This is a genomic window from Streptomyces sp. NPDC048718 (assembly GCF_043198875.1).
Taxonomy (GTDB): domain Bacteria; phylum Actinomycetota; class Actinomycetes; order Streptomycetales; family Streptomycetaceae; genus Streptomyces.
Genome location: NZ_JBICVG010000001.1, coordinates 104605 through 128657, shown reverse-complemented (window position 1 = coordinate 128657; position 24053 = coordinate 104605). Strand labels below are relative to the sequence as shown.

The window sequence follows — 24053 nt, the reverse complement described above, 5'->3', positions numbered from 1 at the left end:
GGTCGCGGGCTGGGCATATGCCGGAACCGACCTCCGCGCCCCAGGCCCCAGACCCGGCCCCAGACCAGGATCAGGGCCAGGCCCAGGCCCAGGCCCAGGCCCCGGACCCTCTCAGGGTTTGGCGGGCTTCTTGTCCCCGTACAGCCAGACGCCCCACAGACCGGACAGGTCCTTGTCCGTCATCGACTCGGCGTAGTCCGTGAAGTCCCGGGTGCTCGCGGTGCCGTGCCGGTACTTCGCCGGCCAGCCCTTGAGAATCTCGAAGAAGGTCGCGTCCCCGACCCGCTGCCGCAGCTTGTGCAGCACCATCGCGCCCCGCTGGTACACGGGCGGCGAGAACAGGTCCTCCGAGGTCGGCGGCTCGGCCGGCGGGAAGTCCCAGACGGCGTCGTTGACGAAGGCGTGGTCGAAGGACTTCTGCGCCGGGAGGTGCGCGGTCCGCTCCTCGTACAGCCACTCCCCGTAGGTCGCGAACCCCTCGTTCAGCCAGATGTCCTTCCAGCTCGCGGGCGAGACGGAGTTCCCGAACCACTGGTGCGCCAGCTCGTGCGCGAGCGTGGGCGAGTTGAAGGAAGAGACGGGCAGGATCGGCCGGGTCTGGGTCTCCAGGGCGTAGCCGAGGTCGCCCTCGCGCTCGACGATCACGCCGGCGGACGAGAACGGGTACGGCCCGAAGAGCCGCTCCTGCTCCGCGAGGATGCCGGGAACCTTGGCGAGCAGCCCGGCGCTCTTGGCGGCGGCGGTCGGATCGACGGCGTTGAGCACCGGCACCCGGCCGCCGAGGGCGGTCGTGGTCGAGGTGTCGAAACGGCCGATCGCGAGCACCGCGAGATAGCTCGCCATCGGCTCGGCCGAATGCCAGACGGAGGTGACGCCGCGCCCGTCGGCGGTCTTCCGCTCGGCTGTGCGCACCCCGTTGGACAGCGCCTTCAGCCCGGCGGGGACGGTGACGGTGACGTCGTAGGTGGCCTTGTCGGAGGGGTGGTGGTTGCCGGGGAACCAGGCCATCGAGCCGGTCGGCTCGCCGACCGCGAGCGCCCCGTCGGAGGTCGGGACCCAGCCCTCCTCGTCGCCGTCCGTGTCGGTGATCGTCTTCGGGACGCCTTCGTAGGTGACGACCGCGACGAACCGCGCCCCCTTGTCGATGTCGCGGCGCGGGCGCAGCGTCAGCTCGTTGCCGGCCCGGTTGACGGCGGCGGGCGCGCCGTCGACGCTCGCGGAGCGCACGGGGGGACCGCTGAAGTCGAGGTTGAAGGCGCTCAGGTCCTGGGTGGCGGTCGCGGTGATCTCGGCCTTGCCGGTGAGGCGGCGGGTGGAGGGCTCGTACGACAGGGTGAGGCCGTAGTGGCCGACGTCGTAGCCGCCGTTGCCGAGCTTCGGGAAGTACGGGTCGCGCAGCCCGGCCGCGCCGGGGGTGCCATGGACCACGCCGCCGTCCCGACCCGCTCCGGCGGCGCAGCCGGCGGCCAGGAGGGCGAGGGCGACGGCCACGGCTCCAGCCCGGATTCGGGTACGCGTCGAGTTCACGAACCGATCCTAAACAGACGTACGAACCCAGGCGCCTGAAACGGGACCGATGGGACCGGCGCGCCGGAGCGGGGACCTCGGGTGCCCACACGACCCGGGCGGCCCGCACGCCCGCACGCCCGCACGACCCGCAGGGGCGGGTCCCGGCGGGTCCGGGTGGGCGCCGGATAACCGAAGAGGCTTCCGTAGGGGTCGTCCCTCCGGGCGGTCCTGGCCCGCCTCCCTCACCCGCCCACCCTCCCCCTGCTACTGTCCGTTGCTTTCCGGACGCACCGTGTCATATGCCCGATGAGGATCCGTGGGAGCGCACATGAAGATCTCCGTCGTCGGGGGCGGCCCCGGCGGGCTGTACTTCGCCATCCTGATGAAACGCCAGGACCCCTGCCACGAGATCACCGTCTACGAACGGAACCCGGCCGGTTCCACCTACGGGTGGGGTGTCACCTACTGGGCGGGGCTCCTCGACAAGCTGCGCGCGGGCGACCCCGAGTCCGCCGAGGCGATCGCCGCCGCGTCCGTCACCTGGACCGACGGCACGGCGATCGTCCGCGACGAGCGCACCACCCACCACGGCGACGCGGGCTTCGGCATCGGCCGCCGCCGCATGCTCGCCCTGCTCGCCGACCGGGCCCGGGAACTCGGCGTCCACCTCGCGTACGAGCACCCGGTCGACGGCCCCGGCGCGCCCGAGCTGGCCGGCGCCGACCTGGTCGTGGCCGCCGACGGGGTCCACAGCGTGCTGCGCGAGGCGCACGCCGACCACTTCGGCGCCGAGATCACCAGCGGCCGCAACCGCTATGTCTGGCTCGGCACGACGAAGGTCTTCGACTCCTTCAACTTCGCCTTCAAGGAGACCGAGCACGGCTGGGTCTGGTGCTACGCGTACGGCTTCAGCGGCGAGCAGTCGACCTGCGTGGTCGAGTGCGCGCCGGCCACCTGGACCGGCCTCGGGCTCGACCGGGCGAGCGAGGCGGACAGCCTGCGCCTCCTGGAGAAGCTCTTCGCCGACCTGCTCGACGGCGAGCCGCTGATCGGCCGCCACCACGAGGACGGCGACCCGGCGGCGCCCGCCCAGTGGCTCACGTTCCGCACCCTCAGCAACCGCGTCTGGCACCGCGGCCACACCGTCCTGCTCGGCGACGCCGCCCACACCACCCACTACTCGATCGGCGCCGGCACCACCCTCGCCCTGGAGGACGCCCTGGTGCTCGCCGCCGCCCTGCGCCGGTGCGGCCCCGACGGCTTCGGCTCGCTGGACCGGGCGCTGACCGCGTACGGGCGGCGGCGGCGCGCCGAACTCGTCCCGGCGCAGAGCGCGGCCCGGCACAGCGCGCGGTGGTACGAGAACCTGCCCCGCTATATGCGCCTGCCGCCGGACCGCATGTTCGCCCTGCTCGGCCAGCGCCACTCGCCGCTGCTGCCCTACGTACCGCCGCAGCTCTACTACCGCCTCGACCGCGCCGCCGACCGGCTGGAACCGCTACGCCGCCTCAAGCGCTGGCTCGGCCCGCGCCTGGCCCGCGCCGTCCACCGGACCTGAGCCGGGGCTCGGGCGCGAAAGCCCGCACAGGGCAAAGGGGGCGGGCGCGTGAGGACCGCACGCGGGCGGGGCGGACGTACGGGAGGCAGGGCGTACGAGGGAGCCGGGCGCCCCGCCCCGCGCGTACGCCCGCCCGCCCCGACCCGGCCCCACCCCCGGACCCGGACGCCCGCCCAGGCCCCGGCCCCCACGCCCACGTACTTCCGCGCGCCGCCCCCGCGCCGTACCGCCCTCCGGACGTGACACCATCGAGGCGTGCTCGACATCGGCTACTCGCTCTCCCGCCGCTTCCCCGACCCTCCGCAGACGGACTACCGCACGGCGGACGTCCACGCGCTGCGCCACGACCTGTTCTGCGGTGATGTGTACCTCGCGGACACCGACAAGGACGAGGAAGTATCCACAGCCTGGGGATGGGTGCCGGTGCTCGACTTCGCCTGGGCGCTGTGCGACATCGTCGAGCGGCTCGACCGCGACCCGCGCGGCAGCCGCGCGGCCCAGCCGCAGTACGCCGAACTCGACTTCACCGAGTCCTCCGACCGCATGCTGTTCGAGCGCCGTTTCGGCTGGGTGGACGTCGAGGCCGACTGGATGCCCGGCGACCAGCCGCCCCTCACCTTCAGCCACGCGGCGCTGCGCCGCGAGGCCCGCGACTTCCTGCACGACCTGATCGCCGACCTCACCGACATGCACGAGGACCTCGCCGGCAACCCCGCGATCTGGGACCTCCAGGCCCGCTTCCCCCGCGTGTCCTGACCCGGCCCTCCGCCCCTCCCCCGGGGGCCTAGTCGGCCACACGCAGCCCCAAGTGCGCGGCGAACACCGGTGCCAGATCGAGCAGTTGAGACGGCGAGATCACCGCACCGGCCAGCGCGTCCACACCGCGGGCGATCTCCAGGCGCCGTACCGTCCGCAGATCGACGTCCTTCATCCGCACCCCACTGAAGTCCGCGCCGATCAGCACACAGTCCCGGAACTCGACGCGTTCGAGGGTGGCGCGCGCGAAGTCCGGCTCGTTCAGCACGCAGCCGTCGAAGACCACGTCCTTCAGCCGCGCCGCCCGCAGATTCGGGAAGTCCGCCTTCCCGCCCCGGATCCACACCCGTTCCAGAACCGCCCCGTGCAGCTGCGCACCGCCGAGGCGCGCCTCCACGACCTCCACATCGCGCAACTGCGCCCCCGCCAGGTCGGTGCCCACGCCCCGCACCCCGTCCAGCACCGAGTCGAGGAAACGCGCCGCCGTCAGCCGGGCGCCGTCGAGCACACAGCCGCGCAGCGCGCTGTCCAGGAAACGGGCGCCCGCGCCGTCCTGCCCGGTCAGGTCGGCGCCCGTGAGCTCCACACCGTCGTAGTCCCCGTCCGGCTCCAGGGGCCCGCCGTGCGGGGCGAGCGGGGGCAGCCGGACCTCCGGCAGCCGCGCCGCCGCCACCGGCTTCGGCTTCACGCCCCGCGTGCCGACCCCGCGCCTGCCATCCCCGCCGTCCCCACCGTCCATGTATCTCACGCTCTCCATCGTGACGTACGCCACTGACAATCACCGGCCCGCGATGTCACGGACCCGGCCCCGTGACCCGTCCCTCGCATGACACCTCACGCCAGGCCACACCAGGCCACACCAGGCCACACCAGGAACAGAGAGCCGGAGACATGCCGAACAGCCGGAGCGTCCGGAACATCACCATCGTCGGCGGCGGATTCGCCGGACTCACGGCGGCCGTCACCGCCGCGGAGGCGGGCGCCGACGTCGTCCTGTACGAGGCCCATCGCGCCCTCGGCGGCCGGGCCCGCACCGCCGAGGGCCCGTATCTCACCAACGAGGGCCCGCACGCGATCTACAGCGGCGGCCCGCACTGGACCTGGCTGAAGCAGCGCGGACTGCTCGGCCCGCTCGCGCCGCTGCGCGCCCCCGACGCGGCCAGACTCCGCTTCCACCACCGGGGTGCGCTTCGGCGCGTGCCGCCGTTCGGCTTCCTCCGCCAGAGTTTCCGCAAGGCGGAGGCGGCCCCGGTCGACGTCGACTTCCGTACCTGGGCGACCGGGCTCGCCGGGCCGACGGCGGCCGAGGCGGCCGCCGCGTACAGCGCAGTCGCGGTCTACCACCACGACCCCGGGGCGCTGTCGGCGCGCTTCGTGCAGGAACGGCTGTACCGGGGCTCGTCGGTCCCGGCGGAGGCGCACTTCGTCCAGGGCGGCTGGGGGCGGCTCGTCGACCGCATGGCGGCCCGGGCCCGGGAGCTGGGGGTACGGATCGAGACCTCGGCCCGGGTCGACGCCCTGCCCACCGGGCCCGGCACCGGGCCCGTGATCGTGGCCACCGCCCTGCCCGCCGCCGCCCGGCTGCTCGGGGACCCGGCCCTGACCTGGGAGTCGGGCCGCACCGTCCTGTTCGACCTGGCGCTGCGGACCCGTAAGGGGGATCCGTTCGCGATCTCCGACCTCGACGCGCCGGGCTGGCTGGAACGCTTCACCACCCAGGACCCGACCCTCGCCCCCGCCGGCGAGCAGCTGATCCAGGCCCAGTTGCCGATCGGCCCCGACGAGGGCAGGGCCGACGGCGTCGCCCACGCCGAACGCCTTCTCGACCTGGGCTTCCCCGGCTGGCGCGAGCGCGCGGTATGGCGGCGCGAGGCGGTCTCCTCCGGCCGTACGGGGGCGGTCGACCGCCCCGGCACCACCTGGCGCGACCGGCCCGCGATCGACCGGGGCGACGGCGTGTACCTGGTGGGCGACCAGGTCGCGGCCCCGGGCGTACTCGCGGAGGTGTCCTTCACCAGCGCGGTGGAGGCGGTGTCCCTGGCGCTGCGCACGCGCCTGCCCGCGTACGCGCGTCATCGGGCGGCTTGATCCCTGCCCCCCGAGACCCCGGGCTTCCGGCCCCCGGCAACGGGCGCCGTTGCCGGGAGGCCGGAGGGCCGGGGGGATCAGATCCCCAGGACGTCCCAGGAGTGGCCCTTGAACTCCTTCAGGAAGTCGGGGTGGTCCTCCCACATCCGGGCGATGGAGCGCAGCACGTCCCAGTTGTGCTCCAGCGCCTGGTCCACGACCTGCCGCAGTTCCGGCGCCGAGTCCCGCTTCTCCAGCAGCCCGTTCACCGCCGACGCGGCCTGCACGGTGTACCGCAGCGCGCGCAGCGAGCGCGAGGTGTCGTCCATCCCGAACCCGTGGTCGCTGCCGTTCTCGGGGTCGAACAGCGGCGTGAGCCGCGCCTCGATGAATGCGGTGATGCGCTCGAACCGCTGCTGAATGTCCTTGTCCATGCTCTCTTCCTACACCCCGGAGGTCACCGGCCCGATGCCGGGAGGCATATGCCGAACGGCAGCCGCCACGGCTTCCGCGGCCGTGTCCGTCTCGGCGAGGGAGCTGCCCATGTACACCGCCATGAGCATGAACCGACCACCGCTGTACGCGCTCAGACACGGCCCCACGAGGGACAGCCTCGGCCGGGTGGTGGACGAGAAACGCAGCGTCCCGTGGCTGGTGAACGGGTAGAGCCCCCGCAACACCGGTTCGGCATATGCCGCTTCGATCAGCTCCCGATAGCGGGGACTCGTCGGCTTGCTCGCCGCCTCGAACCTCAGGTGCCGCCACTCGGACTCGGCCAGGAGCACGGGATCACCGTCGGGCACCTCGAAACGCCCCGTCGGCTCCACGAACGGTGCCGCCCGGCACACACCGTCCAGCTCCACCCCGTCCCGCCAGGCCCGCACGACCCGCGCGACCTGCGCCAGGTCCCGGCTTCTGCCCTCGACAAGGGCCAGGTCCTGGACCGATTCCTCACCGCGAATGGACCATCTGCGCTCGATGGCCCAGCCGCTGACGGCCAGGCTCCCCCGGTGGGGTACGACGCTCCCGAACGAGGCGCGGAGAAGCGACGCTTCGCCCGTCTCGCGCAGGGAGAAACCTTCCGCCTCCGCGGCGGCCCGGAGCGCCGCTCCGAGACTGCCGTGCGCGGCGATGTCGGGGTACAGCAGGGCGGGATCGGTGCGTTCGGTCATGAAAGGAGTGTGCCCGCGGCTCCCCCGCCGTGGACATGGGAGTCGCGACCCACGACCGGGGGCAGGGGGTCCCGCCCCGCACGGGCGGACCACCCCGCCTCCCGCCGACCTCAGTTGGTGACGCGCCCGCCGGCGACGTCGACCGTGAGGCCGGTGAGCCAGGAGGCCGCGTCGGAGGCGAGGAACAGGGCGGTGCCGGCGATGTCGTCCGGCGTGCCCATGCGGCTCAGCGGATGCAGGGCGGCGGCCTTGTCCCGTACGGCGGCGGGCATCCGGGCCTCCGTCGTCTCGGTCAGGATCGCCGAGGGCGCGACGCAGTTGACGCGGACGCCGTACGGGCCGACCTCGGTGGCCAGATGGCGGGTCAGCATCACCACTCCGGCGTTGGCGACACCGTAGGCGAGGTTGGCCTGGCTGGGCCGGCGCCCGGCGGCCGAGGACATCGTGACGACCGAGCCCCGGCCCCGTTCGACCATGCCCGGCAGGAAGGCCCGGACGGTGAGGGCGGGAGCGGCGCACGAGCAGCAGGTGTGCGAGGGTCTCTCCCCCGACGAACACGGGCAGTTGACCACCCTGCCCGGCCGGCTGACCGCGCGGCAGGGGCTCACCCCGGGTGCGCACCCCGGCTTCCGTTCGGTACGCGCCGACCGCCCGGCACGGGGGCGGTAGCCCGTACCCGGCGCACCAGGCACACCCCGGACATGCGAAAGGAGCTCGTTCACAGACCTGCGAACGAACTCCTTTGGACTACCGGCGGCCGGGGGCGGGCCCCCGACCTCCACCACGATCAGCCGATCACGCGCCCGAGCCCGAGCCCGAACCCGCGCCCGTCCCCAGCCGCTTCAGCGCGTCGTCCGTCAGCCGGTACACCGTCCACTCGTCCTGCGCCCCGGCGTCCAGGGACTCGTAGAAGGCGATCGACGGCGCGTTCCAGTTCAGGACGGACCACTCCAGGCGCTCGTAGCCGCGCTCCACGCAGATCCGCGCCAGCTCCGCGAGCAGCGCCTTGCCGTGCCCGCCGCCCCGCAGCTCGGGGCGGACGTACAGGTCCTCCAGGTAGATGCCGTGAACCCCGCGCCACGTCGAGAAGTTGAGGAACCACAGCGCGAAGCCGGCGACCTCGCCCGTGTCGGTCTCGGCGATGTGCGCGAAGGCGGCCGGGTGTTCGCCGAAGAGCGCCTCGCGCAGGTGCTCGGGCGTGGCACGGACCTCGTGCAAAGCCTTCTCGTACTCGGCGAGATCGCGGATCATCTCGTGGACGACGGGGATGTCGGCAGGTGTGGCGGTACGGATCATGGGCCCAGCCTGCACCCGCTCACCCCGCCCTGGCCAGCAGGTTCCGCGCAATGGACACCTGTGCCGGGTCGAGCGCGACGGCGCCGTCCTCGACGCTCCACAGACCGTTCTGGAGCACCCGGCCGAGCGTCCAGGCGCGCGCCCTCGCCCGGTCCAGGCCGAGCCGTTCGGTCAGCAGGTCGAAGCGCCACCGGGTCTCGACCGGATCCGACAGGGGGCCCGGGCCCCAGGGGCTCGTCAGCGCCGGCAGCAGTTCGAAGCCCGGGTCGCCGGCCAGCGGCTTGGGGTCGATGGCCAGCCAGGGTTCGCGCGCGGACGCCAGGATGTTGTCGGCGTGCAGATCCCAGTGGAGCAGCCGGTCGCCCGGTTCGCCCGCGACTTCCCGTACCGCCGCCGCGCAGTCCCGGAGCAGCGCGGCGTCGGCCGGATCCGCCAGGGCGGCGACGGCCGCCGGGGTGCGGGCGAGCATGCGGGGCGCGATGTCGCCGAGGCGGCGCAGGCCGGCCGGGGCGGGCACTGCGACCAGCCGGGCGAGGACGTCCGCCAGGATCCGTACCGCCTCGCGCGCGTCCGGGTGCGAGGACAAGTGACGGTTCTCGTCGGCCCGTTCCAGCAGCATGGTGCCGGTCGTTCCGTCATATGCCAGCAGTCGCACCGCCCCGTTCCCGCCCCACGCGCGCAGGGCGGACGCCTCGCCCTCGCTCTCCTCGTCGAGCAGCTGGAACTTGAGCGCCGCCGGGGTCCCGTCCGCCCGTACGGCCACCGGCAGCACCAGCGACGCGACCCCGTGCATCGAGGGCCCCGTCACCCGCAGTCCCCACCGCTCGGTGAACTCCGCCGCCAGACCCGGCAGCGAGGCGACGAACGCCCGCCCCGCCGCGCCGTTGCACTTCTCCTGGGACGCCACCAGCGCCGCCGGAATCACGACCGGACGGCCCGCCGGGCCACCCGCCGCACCACCCACCGGCTCTCCGCTTTCCCTTCCTCCCCCACCCGCTCCCCCGCGCGAATCTCCGACCGGACCCCTTACGGGCCCCTCCTCCGACGCACCCATCCTGTCAACTCCCCTTCCTCACCCAGCCGATGAAACAGCCCGGCCCACACCCACCGGGAACAACGAAATCCGCAGCCCGAAGGCTCCCCTGGAGACCACCCAAAGCTCCCCTCGAATCAGCCGTATCCACAGGCCCCGGGCCACCGGTAACCTCCCGCCCACGCACCCGGAAGAGGGATGGGACATGAGCACGAGCAGCACGGTCAACGGCGGCATATCGTTCTGGTACGCGCAGGAGGGCGCCCCCGCGCCCCGCGAGCCGCTGCCCGGCGACACGACCGCCGACGTCTGCGTCGTCGGCGGCGGCTACACCGGGCTGTGGACGGCCTACTACCTCAAGAAGGCCGCCCCCTTCCTCGACATCACCGTCCTCGAAGCCTCCTTCTGCGGCTACGGCGCCTCCGGCCGCAACGGCGGCTGGCTCTACAACGGCATCGCGGGCCGCGACCGCTACGCCCGGCTGCACGGCCACGACGCCGCCGTCCGCCTCCAGCAGGCCATGAACGACACCGTCACCGAGGTCGTCGACGTGTGCGCCGCCGAAGGCATCGACGCCGACCTCCACCGCGGCGGCGTCCTCGAAGTCGCCCTCTCCCCCGCTCAACTCGGCCGCCTCAAGGAGTTCCACGCCGCCGAGGTCGCCTTCGGCGAGAAGGACCGCGAGCTGTACGGCGCCCGCGAGACCGCCGAACGGGTCCGCGTCACCGGGGCCGTCGGCTCCACCTGGACCCCGCACGGCGCCCGGCTGCACCCGGTCAAGCTGGTCAAGGGCCTCGCCGACGCCGTCGAGGCGCTCGGCGTCACGATCCACGAGTCGACCCCCGTCACCGAGATCCGCCCGAAGCACGCCGTCACCCCGTACGGGACCGTCCGCGCGCCGTACGTCCTGCGCTGCACCGAGGGCTTCACGGCCTCCCTGAGCGGCCAGCGGCGCACCTGGCTCCCCATGAACTCGTCCATGATCGCCACCGAGCCCCTCACCGACGCCCAGTGGGAGTCGATCGGCTGGGACGGCCTGGAGACCCTCGGCGACATGGCCCACGCCTACATGTACGCCCAGCGCACCGCCGACGGCCGGATCGCGCTCGGCGGCCGGGGCGTCCCGTACCGCTACGGCTCGCGCACCGACAACGACGGCCGCACCCAGCCGCAGACCGTCGACGCGCTGCGCGAGATCCTGGTCCGCTTCTTCCCGCAGCTCGCGGGCGTCGGCATCGCGCACGCCTGGTCCGGTGTCCTCGGCGTGCCGCGCGACTGGTGCGCCACCGTCACCCTGGACCGGTCCACCGGTCTGGGCTGGGCGGGCGGGTACGTCGGCTCCGGTGTCGCCACCACCAACCTCGCCGCCCGCACCCTGCGCGACCTCATCCAGCAGGACTCGGGCCAGGCCGGCCCCACCGAACTGACCGCCCTGCCCTGGGTGAACCACCGCGTCCGCAAGTGGGAGCCGGAGCCGTTGCGCTGGCTCGGGGTGCAGACCATGTACGCGGCCTTCCGCGCGGCCGACCGGCGCGAGGCCGCCTCCCGTACGGCCGCGACGGACCGTATCGCGACCGTGGCGAACCGGCTCTCGGGGCGCTGAGCCGGGCACGGGCCTCTCCCCGCTCCGGCGGGGCGCGTCACCTCGCCGTGAACCGCGCCTCACCGGAGCCGGACCCGGCGTCCACCCGGAACGCCTCCGCCAGCTCCCTGAGCGGCCGCTTCTCGAATCCGTCAGGGACCACGAGTTCGACCACTCCCGCCCCGCCCGCTCCCTCACGCCGCTCGTCCCCGGGACCCACGCCCGGAGGCAGCGGCACACACGTGACACGCTCGCCGTCCTCGACGATCTCGGACAGGGCCATGATGCGCCCGTCCGCGTCGTACGCCGCATACACACGCATACGATCACTCCTCCTCGTCTCGCCTCATCACCCGCCTCCGCTCCGCGTCACGTCACGGTGATCAAACAGATGTCGAAGCTGGAGGCGTGGAACGCGCGAATGCGGACCCAGCGCGTCTGCGGTATCCCCTGGCTGTTGTCCCAGGAGATGGCCTCTTCCGTGTAGTACAGAGCCGCGGTCGCGTCGCTCAGCGGATTCTGACTGATGCACGGGCGCACCCAGAACCCCGCGCTCTGGTCATTGGGCCATCTCACGCTCCACCAATTGTCGGCGCCATCCGCCATGAAGAGCGCACCACTCGCTACCCGATAGACGTCCGAAGGCATGACACACGCTCCTGTCGCCTGGCCGACCCCTCATCCCAGAATGCCCCCATTCGGGTGCATCGCAAACGGAATCCAGTACTCCGCATATACGGCGCGACATAAGCCCGGACCGACTGATCGGCCGGCCGGCCGTACAACCACTGGGTGTACAACCATTGGGCGTACATACGAGTCACACGGGGCGACCGGCACGGCCTCCCCCTCCGTGTCACGACTTCCTGGAGTACGTCTTGCGCCCCACTCGCACCGCCACCGCCGTGGCGGCCGTCCTCGCGGCGGTGGCCGCGGGCCCCCTCGCGACCGCCCAGCCGGCGGCCGCGGCCCCGGCCCCCGCCAAGCTGTCCGACGACTTCAACGGCGACGGCTACCGCGACCTCGTCCTGCTCGGCGGCACGTACCAGAAGGACTACCGGGTCGACGTCGTCTACGGAACCGCGAACGGCCCCGGCGCCCGGGTACAGACGATCCACCAGAGCCAGGCCGCCATCCCCGGCACCACCGAGGAGGGGGACTTCTTCGGTCAGTCCGCCACCAGCGCGGATCTCGACCGCGACGGGTACGCCGATCTGATCCTGGCGTCCCCGGGCGAGGCGGTCGGCACCGCCACCCGACGCGGCGGGCTCACCGTCGTCTGGGGCGGTTCCGGCGGCCTCGGCTCCGGCACCGTGTTCCATTCCCCCGTGCCCGTCGCGGACACGGACCAGAAGCAGGGCGACGCCTTCGGCCGGGAGGTCTTGGCAGGCGACTTCGACGGCGACGGCGACCAGGACCTGGCGGCCGTCAGCGAGAGCCGGAGCGGTGGCGTCGTGCTGCTCAAAGGCCCGTTCACCCGGGCCGGCAAGACCTCCGGACACGCGCTGCTCGGCGGGAACTACGGCCTTCTCCAGGTCGACAGGCTGGTGGCCGGGCGGGTCACCGCCGACAGCGCCACCGACCTGTACATCCTCGGCCAGGACCTCACCCGATCCGACAGTGAAGTGCAGGCCTACTTCCACCGCGGCGGAAGCGGCTTCGCCACCCTGGCCTCGTCGGTGCGGCTCCCGGACTCCGACCCCACGGACGGGCAGCTCAGCCGCGGGCCCTTCGGCATCGCGCTCGGCGACTTCGACAAGGACGGCTACGGCGACCTGGCCGTCGGCCGCAGCGCCGAACCGTTCGGCAAGGAAAGCGGCTACGTCGTCGTGCAGTACGGCGGTGCCACCGGCCCGAACACCACCCGCAAGCCGGTGAAGCTCTCCCAGGACACGGCGGGCGTGCCGGGGACGTCCGAGGACGGCGACCTCTTCGGCTACTCCCTCGCGGCGGGCGACGTGAACGGCGACGGCTACGCGGACCTGGCCGTCGGTGCCCCCGGCGAGGACCTGGGGTCCTCGCGCGACGCCGGCGCGGTCACCGTCCTGCTCGGCCGCGCCGGAGGACTGTCCGGCACCGGCTCGAAGGCGTACGACCAGAACAAGCCCGGCATCGGCGGAAACGTCGAGCGTGACGACAACTTCGGCAACGAACTCCGGATGGCCGACTACAACCGCGACGGACGCGCCGACCTGATGGTCGGGACCGACGACTGGGTCGGGAACAAGCTCGGCATGGTCCACCTGCTCAAGGGGTCGGCCTCCGGCATCACCGGTACCGGCTCGAAGGACTACACCGCGAGCTCGCTGAAGCTCTCGTACAACACCTTCGGCGGCTGGTTCGCCCGCTGACCCGACGGACACCACCCGCCAAAACGGCGAAGGCCCCCGACCACGACCGGTCGGGGGCCTTCGCCGTGAGCCGGCCCGGCCCGGCGCAAGAGGTCAGGTGGCCCGCGCATCGGCCCCCGCGCCCGACCCCGTTCACCCGCTCCCCCACCCGTACAACCATCGGGCGTGGACATGAGTCAAACCCGCCAACTCAGCTTGCCCTCAAGCGCCTTGACTCCTTGGAGCATCCCTTGCGCCCCACTCGCCCCGCCGTCGTGACGGCCGTCCTGGCGGCGCTGGCCGCAGGCCTTTTCGCGGCCGCCCAGCCGTCGGTCGCGGCCTCTTCGGCGGCCTCGCCCCCGCCACCGCCCCTGCCCGCGTCCGAATCCGCGTCCCTGTCCGCCTCCGCCTCCGCGCCTCTGTCCGCGTCCGCGGCCCCCGCCAGGCTGTCCGACGACTTCAACGGCGACGGTCACCGCGACCTCGTCCTGCTCCACGGGACGTACCAGCAGGACCACCGGGTCGACGTCGTCTACGGAACGGCGAGCGGCCCCGGCACCCGCGTACAGACCATCTACCAGGACCTCCCCAACATCCCTGGTATCACTGAGCAGTTCGAAGGCTTCGGCCAGGCCGCCACCAGCGCGGACCTCGACCGCGACGGGTACGCCGACCTGGTGGTGGCGACCCCGCACGAGAAGGTCGGCACGGTCAGCGACCGAGGCGGGCTCACCGTCGTCTGGGGCGGACCGCGCGGCCTCGGCTACGGCACCGTGTTCCACTCCCCCGTGCCCCTCGAAGGCAAGGACAAGAACTGGGGCGACTCGTTCGGCAGCCTCGTCACGGCAGGCGACTTCGACGGTGACGGCGACCAGGACCTGGTGGCCCGCAGCGACTCCAAAGCCGGCGTCCTGGTCCTCCTCAAAGGCCCCTTCACGCGGACCGGCAAGACCGCCGGACACGAGTTCCTCGGCAAGAACTTCCCTCGCCCCGTGCGCGTCGACGGGCTGATCGCCGGACGCGTCGACGGCGACCGCGCCACCGACCTCTACATCCTCGGCTGGAGCGTCGGCGAAGGCGACGAGGACGAGCGCGTCTACTTCCACCGCGGCGGTGCCGGCTTCGCCACCCGGGCCGCCACCTTCCGTGTCCCGGACCCCACCATCACCACCATGGGATCCAGCCAGGCATTCGCCCTCGCACTCGGCGACTTCGACAAGGACGGCCACGGCGACCTGGCCATCGGCCGAGGCACCGAGCCGGTGGACAAGGGGCGTGGCTACGTCATCGTGCAGTACGGCGGTCCGGCCGGCCCGGACACCGCTCGCCCCATGGCGAGGTTCACCCAGGACACGCCGGGCGTGCCGGGGGACCCCGAGGACGGCGACTACTTCGGCATGGCCCTCGCGGCGGGCGATGTGAACGGCGACGGCTACGCGGACCTGGCGGTAGCCGCCCCCGGGGAGAACCTGGGGCCCTCGGGCCGTAACGCCGGCATGGTCACCGTCCTGTACGGCCGCGCTGGGGGACTGACCGGGGCCGGCGCCCGGGTGTACGACCAGAACAAGCCCGGCATCCTCGGAGTCATCGAGCGCAACGACTACTTCGGCAGGGAACTCCGGATGGCCGACTACACCCGCGACGGGCGCGCCGACCTGATGGTGCAGACCCGCGACGAGGTGGGGAAGACGTTCGGCATGATCCACCTGCTCAAGGGATCCCCGTCCGGCATCACCGGCACCGGCTCCAAGGTCTACAACGTGCCTTCGCTGAAGCTCCCTTACGACAACATCGGCGCCGCGTTCGCCGGCTGAGCCGATTCCGGCAGCCGGGCCCCAGGACCTCGACCGGTCCCCGACTCCACCTCGGCCCCCACGGCCGCGGGCGCCCCGGCAACTCGGCGTCGGCGGCCTACAGCGTCGAAGTCCCGCTGACAGCACCTGCCTTGCCGCCCACACTCTCCCGCCGGCGTCTGTTGACCGACGCCTTCACCGCTCCGGCCGCGCAGACCAGGAGCAGCAACGCCACCGTGACAAGAGTGGGATTGACGAAGGAGGGGACCATGTCGGCGTCCGCGTTGCACCGGTTGTGCAGGGGAAACCAGCGCCCGGGCTCACGCCAGTGCTCCGCACGGTAGGCGTCGTCGTAGACGGCACCGTGCTCCGCGCAGGTCTCCCGGATGTCCAGGCCGCCGGCTGTGATCCCGCTGAACCACGCGCCGCAGCCCAGGACAACGAGCAAGGTCGCCGGGAAGACCCACCATCCCGGCCGCGCCCAGCCGCGGGTGCGCACTCCTCGCGCGGTCTTCCAGAGGCTCACCACCAGGAGAGCCGGAAGCAGTACGAGACCCATGACGAGGGCCGGCTCCAGGATGGCGTTCACGTTCCGGCTCACTCTCCTTGCCCGGAGCACTGCCCGGCGGCGGGTCACGCGGGTCACGCGGGTCACGGCACACGATGCCGTGGACACGAAAGCGTAACCACCGGGCCCCAGGACCGGGCCCCAGGCCCGGAAAGTCCTCCCGGCCCGGAAGTCCGGGTGAAAGTAGGTTTCTTGCCACCGGCGCCATCGCGCCAAGGAGAAAGCGCGTCTTCAGCACGCGAAAATCGCGGCGGACACGGGTGTTCTATGGTTGCGGCCATGGCGATCGCGACGCATACCCCGCTCACTCTGATACCGCTGTTACGAGGAAAGCCGGCCGTGACGGTCCCACCGGCCGGGCCCACGACCTTCGAGAGCGGTGCCGCGTGAACAAGCCGCTGCGCCATACGGCCGTCTTCTGCGGGCTGTTGATGCTCGCCCTGCTGCTGCGGGCCAACTGGATCCAGTACGCCGAGGCCGACAAGCTCGCCAACGACCCCAACAACCGCCGTGTCCTGATCAGCCGTTACGCGATGCCCCGGGGCGACATCATCGTCGGCGACCGCGCGATCACCGGGTCGGTCCGTACGGACGGCGCGGAGTTCACGTACAAGCGCACGTACAAGAACGGCCCCATGTACGCGCCCGTCACCGGCTACGCCTCCCAGTCCATGGGCGCGACCCTGCTGGAGAGCACGTACGACAGCATCCTCAGCGGCACCGACGACCGGCTCGCGTTCGACCGGTTCACCCAGGTGCTCACCGGCAAGGAACGGCGCGGCGGGGATGTCGTCACCACTATCAACGCCAAGGCCCAGGAAGCCGGTTACAAGGGTCTGACCAAGCTCGGGGCGCGCGGATCGGTGGTGGCGCTCCAACCGAAGACGGGCAAGGTGCTCGCGCTGGTCTCGGCCCCGACCGCGGATCCCTCGCTCTTCGCGGGCAACTCCCTCAAGGAAGGCGAGCGGTTCACGAAGCTGAACGACGACAAGAGCAAGCCGCTGGCCAACCGGGCGCTTCGGGAGACCTTCCCGCCCGGCTCCACCTTCAAGATCCTCACCGCGGCGGCGGCCTTGGAGAACGGTGTGGTGACGGACGTCGACGCCCGTACCGACGCGGTGTCCCCGTACCCGCTGCCGCTGTCCACCAACAAGATCGGCAGCGAGGCCGGGGACGCCGTGTGCGACCGGGCCTCGCTGAAGACCGCCATGCAGCACTCCTGCAACAACGTCTTCCTCGACGCCGCCGTGAAGGTGGGCGCGGACAAGATGCGGGAAACGGCCGAGAAGTTCGGGTACAACGAGGACGTCTACTCCTCCGACCTCGGTGACCTGCGCGCCGTCAAGAGCCTCTACCCCGCCGGCCTCGACAAGCCGGGCACGGCGCTGACGGGCATGGGCCAGGGCAGTCTCACCAGTACCCCGATGCAGATGGCCATGGTGACCGCCGCCCTGGTCAACGACGGCAAGGTGATGCAGCCGTACATCGTCGACACGCTGCGCGCCCCCAGCCTCGACATCCTGGAGAAGCACGAGCCCAAGGTGATGAGCCAGGCCGTCTCCTCCCAAACGGCGGCCAAGGTACGGGAGATGATGGAGTTCACCGCCAAGGAGGGCAGCGCGCGGCGCGCGTTGATCGACGGCATCACCGTCGGCGGCAAGACCGGCACCGCCCAGCGCGGCGTGAACGTGCGCGACCAGGTCCCGTACGGCTGGTTCGTCTCCTACGGCGTCAAGCCGAACGGCGAGTCGGTCGCCGTGGCCGTCTTCATCGACCCGACCGCGATGGACATCTCCCGTGAGGACATCTCCGGTGGCTCGCTGGCCGCGCCGATCGCGCGCAAGGTGATGCAGGCGGTCCTCCAGGACTGACCCCGCCGCCCGGGACCGGCCCCGCCGCCGGCCCGCGCTCCGGCCGCCCGGGTGCTCCGGTGGTCCGCAGACGGCAGGCGGGGCGGCGGGCGGCCGGTTCGGATCGATCGAATTCGGCCGGTTCGCCCTGAAGGGCGCCCGGGTACGGGCGGGGGAAGCCCGGGCACGCCGACGGCTTCCCCCGCGCCGCCGACCCGCTTCCCCGGGGATTTCCGCACCGGGAAACACCAGGTCGGACAGGCACGACCAGCGGAAGTTCCCCCACCACCCCGAGCAGGTCCGGGAACGGGTTCGGCGAAGCGAAAACGGCCCCTTTGGTTCCACATTGATTTTCGGCCATTCGGGAGCGTTGTACTCCGCTATCCATGCAAAATGATCGGTTACGCTGACTGCGCCGCCGCGTGATGATCACCAGCCATCCCTCCAGGGCCACAGGTCGCCCGGCGAGAACCACCCGCACTCGCCTACAGGACGTGTGACGCGCCAGGTCCCCCGTCCTGCAGGACGTATGTGCCGCGACCGCACGAAGGAGACAGCGATGGCGGACCCGACTCCCGACGCCGGGGCCCACGGTCAGGACGACCCCCGGACGGAGCCCTCCGGGAAAGCGGCCTTGGAGACGAAGAACGACGCCGTCACCAGGCCGTCGGACGGCATGGCCGGCACGGAAGACATGGCCGGCACGGATGACACAGGCGCCCCCGGCGGCTCGGACACCCCTGACGGCACAGACCGGCCGAACGGGCCGAACGGGCCGTCCGGCACGACAGCACCGGCCGGGCCGGACGAGGACCGTCCGGTCGAGGACGCTCCGGACGCCTCGCGCGGCCGCACCCTGACCCTGGGCACCGGGCCGATAGTCGCCGAACTCTCGAAGACCGACGGCGGCTTCGACGCGAGGGACACGCGCCCCAAGCCGCCGACCACCGAGGACGACACCGAGGCCGACGGCGACGGCGCCACGGCCGCGAAGCCCTCCGAGACCCCCGCCCCCGTCCCGGCCCCCGCCAGGACGCCCGCATCCGCGCCCGCATCCGGCCGCGCGGCCGGCACCGGCACCGGCACCGGTACAGACACCGGCGCCGGCTCCGACGCCGGTTCGGTCTCCGCCGAGGGCTCCGGCCGGACCGCCGGGAGCGGGCCCGGTGCGCGTGCCGCCGCCGAGTCGTCCGAGACCACGCGAGCGATCCCGTCCTGGGCACTCGCGGACGAGGCCGCCGTCGAGTCCGGCAGAACGATGGCGCTCAGGGTCACCGACCTCCCCGGCGCCGGACCGGTCACCCCTCCCGGCACCACCGCCCCCGGCACCGAAGCTCCCTCCACCAAGTGGGCCGACGACCCGTTCTTCTCCGCCGACCCCTCCGCCGCCCCCGGCACCGACCGGGGCTCCGACCGGGACACCGACCGGGGCACCGACGGCGCGCAGCCGCCCGCCGCGCCGCTCACCCTGCTCGCCCAACTCACCAACACGCCCCCGCCGCCGCCCCGGCCGGCCCGCACCCTGCTACGCCGGCTCAAGATCTGGACGCCGATCGTGGGGCTCCTCGCCCTCGGTGTCGTCGGCGCCCAGCTGCTGCGCCCGCTGCCCGCGCCCGCGGTCGTGGTCGAGTCGTCCTCGGCCACGGTCGGCCAGGGCACATTCGACATGCCGTGGCCCGCGAAGGGACAGGCGGCGGTCATGGTCGCGGGCTCGGGCACCATCGGAACGTTCGGCGAGCAGAAGCCCGTCCCGACGGCGAGCGTCGCCAAGATCATGACGGCCTATGTCCTCCTGCGCGATTACCCGATCAAGCGGGACGAGCAGGGCCCCAGCATCACCATCGACGCCCGCACCGTCGAAGAGGGCAAGGCCAAGGACGAGTCGCGCATCGAGGGTCTCGAGGTCGGCCAGACCTTCGCGCTCCAGGACATGCTGAAGATGCTGATGATCCCGTCGGGCAACAACGTGGCGCGGATGCTGGCCCGTTGGAACACGAAGTCCGACGACGAGACCGCGTTCGTCCAGAAGATGAACGAGGCGGCCGCCTCGCTCGGCATGACGAACACCACGTACACCGACCCCAGCGGGCTCGACAAGGGAACCGTCAGCACGGCCGTCGACCAGCTCAAACTCGCCGACGCCGTCATGAAGTTCGAGACGTTCCGCGCGGTGGTCGCCATGCCCGACGCCGACATCCCCGGCGTCGGCCGCATCTACAACAACAACCAGCTGACCTCGGCCGGGCTGAGCGTCCGGGGCATCAAGACCGGCTCCAACACCCCTGCCGGAGGCACCCTTTCCTGGGCCTCCTACAAGACGGTGGACGGCGTGGACCGGCTGATCCTGGGCACGATGATGGACCAGCACGCCCCGGGACCCGACCTCAACGGCGCCGACAGCCTCGCGCTGGTGCTGAAGAACAGCAAGAAGGTCATCGAGGCGGTACGGGGCGCCCTCACCACCTCGACAGTGGTGCGCTCGGGCCAGGTCCTCGGCTACGTCGACGACGGCCTGGGCGGCCGTACGCCGGTGATGGCGACCAAGGACATGAAGGTGGTCGGGGTCCCCGGGCAGGAACTGACCCTCGCCTTCCGCGACAAGGAGATCGACCTCGGCGCGGAGAGGAAGGCCGCGACCGTCGTCGGCGAGCTTGTCGTGGGCAGCGGCAAGGAGGCGCAGCGTGTCCCCGTGGCACTCCGGTCCGAGCGCCCGGAGCCGTCCTACTGGACGCGGCTGACCCGACTCGGCTGACCGGGACGGGCGCCAGGCCCCTGGCCCCCGGCCTCCAAGCCCTCGGGCCGGGAGCCGGGGGCCGGCCGGGGCACACGGCTCAGACCAGCGCGGTCACGACGTGCCGGGTGGCCTCGGCGATCAGGGACTCGACGGGGTCGGCCTTGAAGTCGGAACGCTCGGACATGACGGCCAGGACCAGGGGCGCCGAGCGCGGCGGCCACACCACGGCGACGTCGTTGGCCCGTCCGTAGTCCCCGGTCCCGGTCTTGTCGGCGACCCGCCAGCCGCCGGGAACGCCGGCCCGGATGCGCTTGCCGCCGGTGGTGTTGCGCTCCAGGAGATCGTTGAGGAACGCGCGCCGGTCCTCGGACAGCGCGTTGCCCAGGACGAGTCGCCGGTAGTCGGCGGCGATGGCCTCGGGTGTGGTGGTGTCGGCCGGGTCCCCCGGGCGCATCGCGTTCAGCTCGGGCTCGTAGTGGTCGAGACGGCTGACGTGGTCGCCGAGCCCGCGCAGGTAGGCGTTCAGCCGCTCGGTACCGCCGAGGTCGTGGAGCAGCAGATTGGCGGCCGTGCCGTCGCTGAACCGGATGGCCGCGTCGCAGAGTTCGCGGATCGTCATGCCGTGCGCGACATGTTCGCGAGTGACGGGCGAGATGGAGTTGATGTCGCCCCACCCGTAACTGATGTGCTTGTCCAGGTGGCCGAGCGAGTTGCCGTGCAGGACGGCGGCGACGGCGAGCGTCTTGAACGTGGAGCAGAACGCGAAGCGTTCGGCCGCCCGGTGCGTGACCGTGGCGCCCGTTCCGGTATGCAGGGCGTACACCCCGATCCGGGCGTCGTGCTTGTCTTCGAGCGCGGCGAGCGCCGGGAGCTCCAGGGGCTTCGCGGCGGAGGGCGAGCCCGCCGGTGGGGCCGGCGCCCGCTTCGCCAAGGCGGCCGAGTCGTCCCGTCCACCGCCGCATCCCGCCAGGGACAGCAGGGCCGCCGCGGTGACGAAGCCGCGACGCGTCAGCCGGGTTCGCTCTAAGAGCGAGGGCGAGGTCGAGAACGAAGCGGAAGACAAGGACGGAGACGCGGACGAGGCCGGGGACGAAGGCGACGACAGGGGCGAGGACATGGCGCGGTACCTGCTTTCAACCAGCCGGGCCGCATCCGCCGCGCCCGGCGCGGGAACGGTGACTCGCCGCTGTTCTATGCCCCAGGGACAGAACGGTTCAACTCGGCTCATCCGATCGCGCGCTCTACTCGCGCAGACCTCCGAATGCCCGTACGTCCATGGCTCGCCAGTCCTGCCAACGCGCGTATATCCAGCGTCCGTCAGCCCTGGGAGAGTACGGTCCGCGCCTCACCCGCCAGGGCGCCGGCCGGCCGCTCGCCGGCCCGTATGCGGGTCAGCAGTACCAGGGGTGGGCATGAACGCGCCCACGAGCGGCACGGCGAGCCCGGGCCGGCTCTATCCCATGGTCAACCGCAGATACGGCTCGACCAGGTGGGGCGCCAGCATGAAGCCGTAATGGCCGAGGTCCGTCTCCAGTATGTGTGCCGTGGCGCCCTTGATGCCGGCGGCGAGTTCGCGCTGCGCGGCGGGCGGATAGGCGCGGTCGGTGGTGAAGCCGACGACGTGCGTACGGGCGGTCACCTGCGCAAGCGCGTCATCGACGCTCGCCCTCCCCCGGCCCACGGTGGCCCGCAGGGCCGTCTCGGAGAGGACCAGATTGCTGTTGGCGTCGAACCGTTCCCACAGCTTGTCGCCCTGCGCCAGCACATACGCGCGGAAGCGGTCGTGAGCGCCGTCCGGGTCCTGGTTCCATGCCTCGCCGCCGAAGCGGTCCTGCCAGTAACTCTCCGTGCCGTAGCGCATGTGGGAGAAGCTGCGGGCGAGTGCGCTGCCGGTGCGGGGGCCGCAGCCCTCGGGCAGGTGGTAGAACTCGCCGCCGTGGAAGTGCGGGTCGCGCTGGATCAGTTCCAACTCGATGTGTAACTGCCCGGCTTGCTCGATCCAGGTCCTCGCGGCGGCGGCGACGAGCAGCAGCCGGTCCACCCGGTCCGGCCGGGAGACCGCCCACTCCAGGGCCCGCGCCCCGCCGATGGACATGCCGACGACGGCGTGCCAGCGCTCGATGCCCAGCGCGTCGGCCAGCGCGGCCTCGGCGTCGACCTGGTCGCGTATCTCGAGGGCCGGGAAGCGCGAGGCCCAGGGCCGGCCCTCCGCGTCGAGGCTCGCGGGCCCGGTGCTGCCGTCGCAGCCTCCGAGGTTGTTGATGACGACGGCGTGGAAGCGGTTGGTGTCGACCGCCTTTCCGGGCCCGATCAGGGAGTTCCACCAGCCTTCGGCGCGATGCCCCGGCCCGGCGGGCCCGGCGGCGTGGCTGTTCATGGTGAGCGGCGGCAGGATGAGGACCGCGTTGCTCCGGTCCGGGGCGAGCGCGCCCCAGCTCTCGTACGCCATGGTCACCGGCCCCAGGTTCCGCCCGCAGCGCAGCGGCAGCGGGGCCTCGGCGGGGTGGGTGGTGATGAACCGGCGGTTGCCCGGCGGATCGCCGGGTTGCCAGGCACCGGTGTTGTTCAGTCGCATGCGCACTCCTTCTGCCGCCGGGGCGGGGGCCGGGGGCCTCCGCCGCCGGACCGGGGGGACGCGGTCGCCGCCGGACCGGGGCCTGGGTGATCGCTGCCGCGCGGCCCGGAGACGGGTGGATCGCCGTCGCCGGGCCGGTGTCGGTGTCGGTGTCGGTGTCGGTGTCGGTGTCGGGTGAGGCCGCCGGAAGAGGGGGCGGATCAGGACGCGGGAGCCGCGTGCATCGTGACGTAATTGGTCCCGATCCAGTCGCCGAAGGTCGCGGTCTCGCCGTCGAGGGTGTCGACTTCGAGGCCGTACTCACGGGCCTTGGGGACCGAGAAGCCGAATTCCGTCGAGGGGCGCAGGAAGAACACGCTCGACGTGCGGGCGCTGCCTTCGCGCAGTCCGGACTCCGGGGAGCGGACATGGTGCCGGGGCGCGGGCACGGCGCCCCGGGTGACCAGCGGCGCGACGGCCCCGCACAGCACGACCACGGCGTCCGGGACGTGCGGCAGGTCGACCATGCGCCCGTCCATCTCGGCTTGGAGGCTGACGAAGCCGTTGGCGCACGGGGTCTGGTGGATCAGGGTGACGAGGGACAGGTCGTAGTGCGGGGCCATGCGCCGCGGCTCGTGCTCGGCGACCCGGTGCTCGGGCACCTCGGGGAAGTACCGCAGGCGCAGCACGGGGGCGGTGTCCAGCAGTACGTCGCCGTCCCGGCGGCCGGCCCCTCCGTGCGTACCGCCGCCGGGCGCGTCCCCCGAGCCCTCGCCCGTCCCCCGACCCGGGCCGTCGTACGTCCCGGCCGCCTCCATGACGATCCGGGCGGCGTCCAGGGCAGCGGTGTGCAGGCCGGTGAAGTAGTCCGTCCAGACCTTCTCGAAGCGGTCCGAGGGGAAGAGATTGTCGTCGATCCCCATCGAGAACGACATGGAGTAGTCCGTGTAGGTGCCCGTCTTGGTCACCTGGGCCGTGCTCTCGGCTTCGAGCGCGGAGAAGCCGCGGCGCATGGTGGGATTCTTCGCCCGCATGGCCTGCTTCTCCTCAGGCGTGCCCTGTGCGAAGAACTCCATCGCCGTGTCGGTGGCGAGCCGGTGGTCCTGTTCCCGGACACCACAGTCGGTGAGGTAGAAGAACCCGGCCTTGGTCACCCAGGCCCGGAATTCCTCTCTTCCCTCGCCCTTCTTCAGCTCAGGGAGGCTGAACGTGGGTACGCGGAGCCCTGACGTGTCCGTCATGGTGGACCAT

At 72.2% G+C, this 24053-nt stretch carries 22 protein-coding genes; 9 read left to right on the top strand and 13 right to left on the bottom strand.

Annotated features, from left to right (window positions below):
- Positions 1-111: 111 nt before the first annotated feature.
- Positions 112-1527 carry a M1 family metallopeptidase gene (locus tag ACGFRB_RS00625; protein WP_393237156.1) on the bottom strand — a complete coding sequence of 472 codons (1416 nt, stop codon included), beginning with the start codon at positions 1525-1527 and terminating at the stop codon, positions 112-114.
- A 310-nt stretch (positions 1528-1837) separates the two neighbouring features.
- Here ACGFRB_RS00625 and ACGFRB_RS00620 point away from each other — a divergent pair, with 310 nt between their 5' ends.
- Positions 1838-3067 carry an FAD-dependent monooxygenase gene (locus ACGFRB_RS00620; RefSeq protein WP_393237153.1) on the top strand — a complete coding sequence of 410 codons (1230 nt, stop codon included), beginning with the start codon at positions 1838-1840 and terminating at the stop codon, positions 3065-3067.
- Positions 3068-3322: 255 nt separating this feature from the next.
- Positions 3323-3823 (top strand): hypothetical protein, encoded by a 501-nt coding sequence (locus tag ACGFRB_RS00615; RefSeq protein WP_363002024.1) that lies wholly within the window; start codon positions 3323-3325, stop codon positions 3821-3823.
- A 28-nt stretch (positions 3824-3851) separates the two neighbouring features.
- Here the strand turns inward: ACGFRB_RS00615 and ACGFRB_RS00610 are convergent, their stop codons facing one another.
- Positions 3852-4562, bottom strand: coding sequence for a pentapeptide repeat-containing protein (locus ACGFRB_RS00610; RefSeq protein ID WP_393238161.1), 711 nt, complete (start codon positions 4560-4562; stop codon positions 3852-3854).
- 152 nt (positions 4563-4714) lie between these two features.
- On the opposite strand from ACGFRB_RS00610, the gene ACGFRB_RS00605 reads away from it, so the two are divergent.
- Positions 4715-5911: an FAD-dependent oxidoreductase gene (locus ACGFRB_RS00605; protein ID WP_393237150.1), complete on the top strand. Its 1197-nt coding sequence runs from the start codon at positions 4715-4717 to the stop codon at positions 5909-5911.
- A 77-nt stretch (positions 5912-5988) separates the two neighbouring features.
- Here the strand turns inward: ACGFRB_RS00605 and ACGFRB_RS00600 are convergent, their stop codons facing one another.
- The 3 genes from ACGFRB_RS00600 to ACGFRB_RS00590 all read right to left on the bottom strand — a co-directional run bounded on the left by ACGFRB_RS00600 (position 5989) and on the right by ACGFRB_RS00590 (position 7538).
- Positions 5989-6324 (bottom strand): hypothetical protein, encoded by a 336-nt coding sequence (locus ACGFRB_RS00600; RefSeq protein WP_361232006.1) that lies wholly within the window; start codon positions 6322-6324, stop codon positions 5989-5991.
- 9 nt (positions 6325-6333) lie between these two features.
- Positions 6334-7062, bottom strand: coding sequence for a DUF6193 family natural product biosynthesis protein (locus tag ACGFRB_RS00595; protein WP_393237146.1), 729 nt, complete (start codon positions 7060-7062; stop codon positions 6334-6336).
- A gap of 110 nt (positions 7063-7172) precedes the next feature.
- Positions 7173-7538, bottom strand: a complete 366-nt coding sequence (locus ACGFRB_RS00590; RefSeq protein WP_393237143.1) for an SDR family NAD(P)-dependent oxidoreductase — start codon at positions 7536-7538, stop codon at positions 7173-7175.
- On the opposite strand from ACGFRB_RS00590, the gene ACGFRB_RS00585 reads away from it, so the two are divergent.
- A complete protein-coding gene (locus ACGFRB_RS00585; protein ID WP_393237140.1) occupies positions 7537-7731 on the top strand; it encodes a hypothetical protein in 195 nt (64 codons plus the stop codon). The genes ACGFRB_RS00590 and ACGFRB_RS00585 overlap by 2 nt on opposite strands.
- 126 nt (positions 7732-7857) lie before the next feature.
- On the opposite strand, the gene ACGFRB_RS00580 is transcribed toward ACGFRB_RS00585, so the two are convergent.
- Both ACGFRB_RS00580 and ACGFRB_RS00575 read right to left on the bottom strand, forming a co-directional pair.
- Complete coding sequence (locus ACGFRB_RS00580) at positions 7858-8358, bottom strand: GNAT family N-acetyltransferase (RefSeq protein ID WP_393237137.1); 501 nt, start codon at positions 8356-8358, stop codon at positions 7858-7860.
- A gap of 19 nt (positions 8359-8377) precedes the next feature.
- On the bottom strand, positions 8378-9322 hold the full coding sequence (locus ACGFRB_RS00575; RefSeq protein ID WP_393237134.1) for an aminoglycoside phosphotransferase family protein: 945 nt from the start codon (positions 9320-9322) through the stop codon (positions 8378-8380).
- Between the two features lie 274 nt (positions 9323-9596).
- Here ACGFRB_RS00575 and ACGFRB_RS00570 point away from each other — a divergent pair, with 274 nt between their 5' ends.
- Entirely contained in the window at positions 9597-10994 is a 1398-nt protein-coding gene (locus ACGFRB_RS00570) for an NAD(P)/FAD-dependent oxidoreductase (protein ID WP_393237131.1), read from the top strand.
- Between the two features lie 37 nt (positions 10995-11031).
- Here ACGFRB_RS00570 and ACGFRB_RS00565 read toward each other — a convergent pair whose 3' ends face one another.
- Positions 11032-11295 carry a hypothetical protein gene (locus tag ACGFRB_RS00565; RefSeq protein WP_393237128.1) on the bottom strand — a complete coding sequence of 88 codons (264 nt, stop codon included), beginning with the start codon at positions 11293-11295 and terminating at the stop codon, positions 11032-11034.
- A 47-nt stretch (positions 11296-11342) separates the two neighbouring features.
- Positions 11343-11549, bottom strand: coding sequence for a hypothetical protein (locus ACGFRB_RS00560; RefSeq protein WP_393237125.1), 207 nt, complete (start codon positions 11547-11549; stop codon positions 11343-11345).
- Positions 11550-11851: 302 nt separating this feature from the next.
- Here ACGFRB_RS00560 and ACGFRB_RS00555 point away from each other — a divergent pair, with 302 nt between their 5' ends.
- The gene (locus tag ACGFRB_RS00555; protein ID WP_393237122.1) at positions 11852-13324 is read left to right on the top strand and encodes an FG-GAP and VCBS repeat-containing protein; all 1473 of its coding nucleotides are present in this window, start codon (positions 11852-11854) and stop codon (positions 13322-13324) included.
- Positions 13325-13554: 230 nt separating this feature from the next.
- Positions 13555-15117: an FG-GAP and VCBS repeat-containing protein gene (locus ACGFRB_RS00550; RefSeq protein WP_393237119.1), complete on the top strand. Its 1563-nt coding sequence runs from the start codon at positions 13555-13557 to the stop codon at positions 15115-15117.
- A 97-nt stretch (positions 15118-15214) separates the two neighbouring features.
- Here the strand turns inward: ACGFRB_RS00550 and ACGFRB_RS00545 are convergent, their stop codons facing one another.
- On the bottom strand, positions 15215-15685 hold the full coding sequence (locus ACGFRB_RS00545) for a hypothetical protein (protein WP_393237116.1): 471 nt from the start codon (positions 15683-15685) through the stop codon (positions 15215-15217).
- 365 nt (positions 15686-16050) lie between these two features.
- Here ACGFRB_RS00545 and ACGFRB_RS00540 point away from each other — a divergent pair, with 365 nt between their 5' ends.
- Both ACGFRB_RS00540 and ACGFRB_RS00535 read left to right on the top strand, forming a co-directional pair.
- On the top strand, positions 16051-17535 hold the full coding sequence (locus ACGFRB_RS00540) for a peptidoglycan D,D-transpeptidase FtsI family protein (RefSeq protein ID WP_393237113.1): 1485 nt from the start codon (positions 16051-16053) through the stop codon (positions 17533-17535).
- 538 nt (positions 17536-18073) lie between these two features.
- On the top strand, positions 18074-20266 hold the full coding sequence (locus ACGFRB_RS00535) for a serine hydrolase (protein ID WP_393237110.1): 2193 nt from the start codon (positions 18074-18076) through the stop codon (positions 20264-20266).
- A 79-nt stretch (positions 20267-20345) separates the two neighbouring features.
- Here ACGFRB_RS00535 and bla read toward each other — a convergent pair whose 3' ends face one another.
- The 3 genes from bla to ACGFRB_RS00520 all read right to left on the bottom strand — a co-directional run bounded on the left by bla (position 20346) and on the right by ACGFRB_RS00520 (position 24043).
- Positions 20346-21260: a class A beta-lactamase gene (bla, locus tag ACGFRB_RS00530; RefSeq protein WP_393238158.1), complete on the bottom strand. Its 915-nt coding sequence runs from the start codon at positions 21258-21260 to the stop codon at positions 20346-20348.
- A 441-nt stretch (positions 21261-21701) separates the two neighbouring features.
- Positions 21702-22823, bottom strand: coding sequence for a homoserine O-acetyltransferase (locus tag ACGFRB_RS00525; protein ID WP_393237107.1), 1122 nt, complete (start codon positions 22821-22823; stop codon positions 21702-21704).
- A gap of 200 nt (positions 22824-23023) precedes the next feature.
- Positions 23024-24043: a 2OG-Fe(II) oxygenase family protein gene (locus ACGFRB_RS00520; protein WP_393237104.1), complete on the bottom strand. Its 1020-nt coding sequence runs from the start codon at positions 24041-24043 to the stop codon at positions 23024-23026.
- Positions 24044-24053 lie beyond the last annotated feature (10 nt).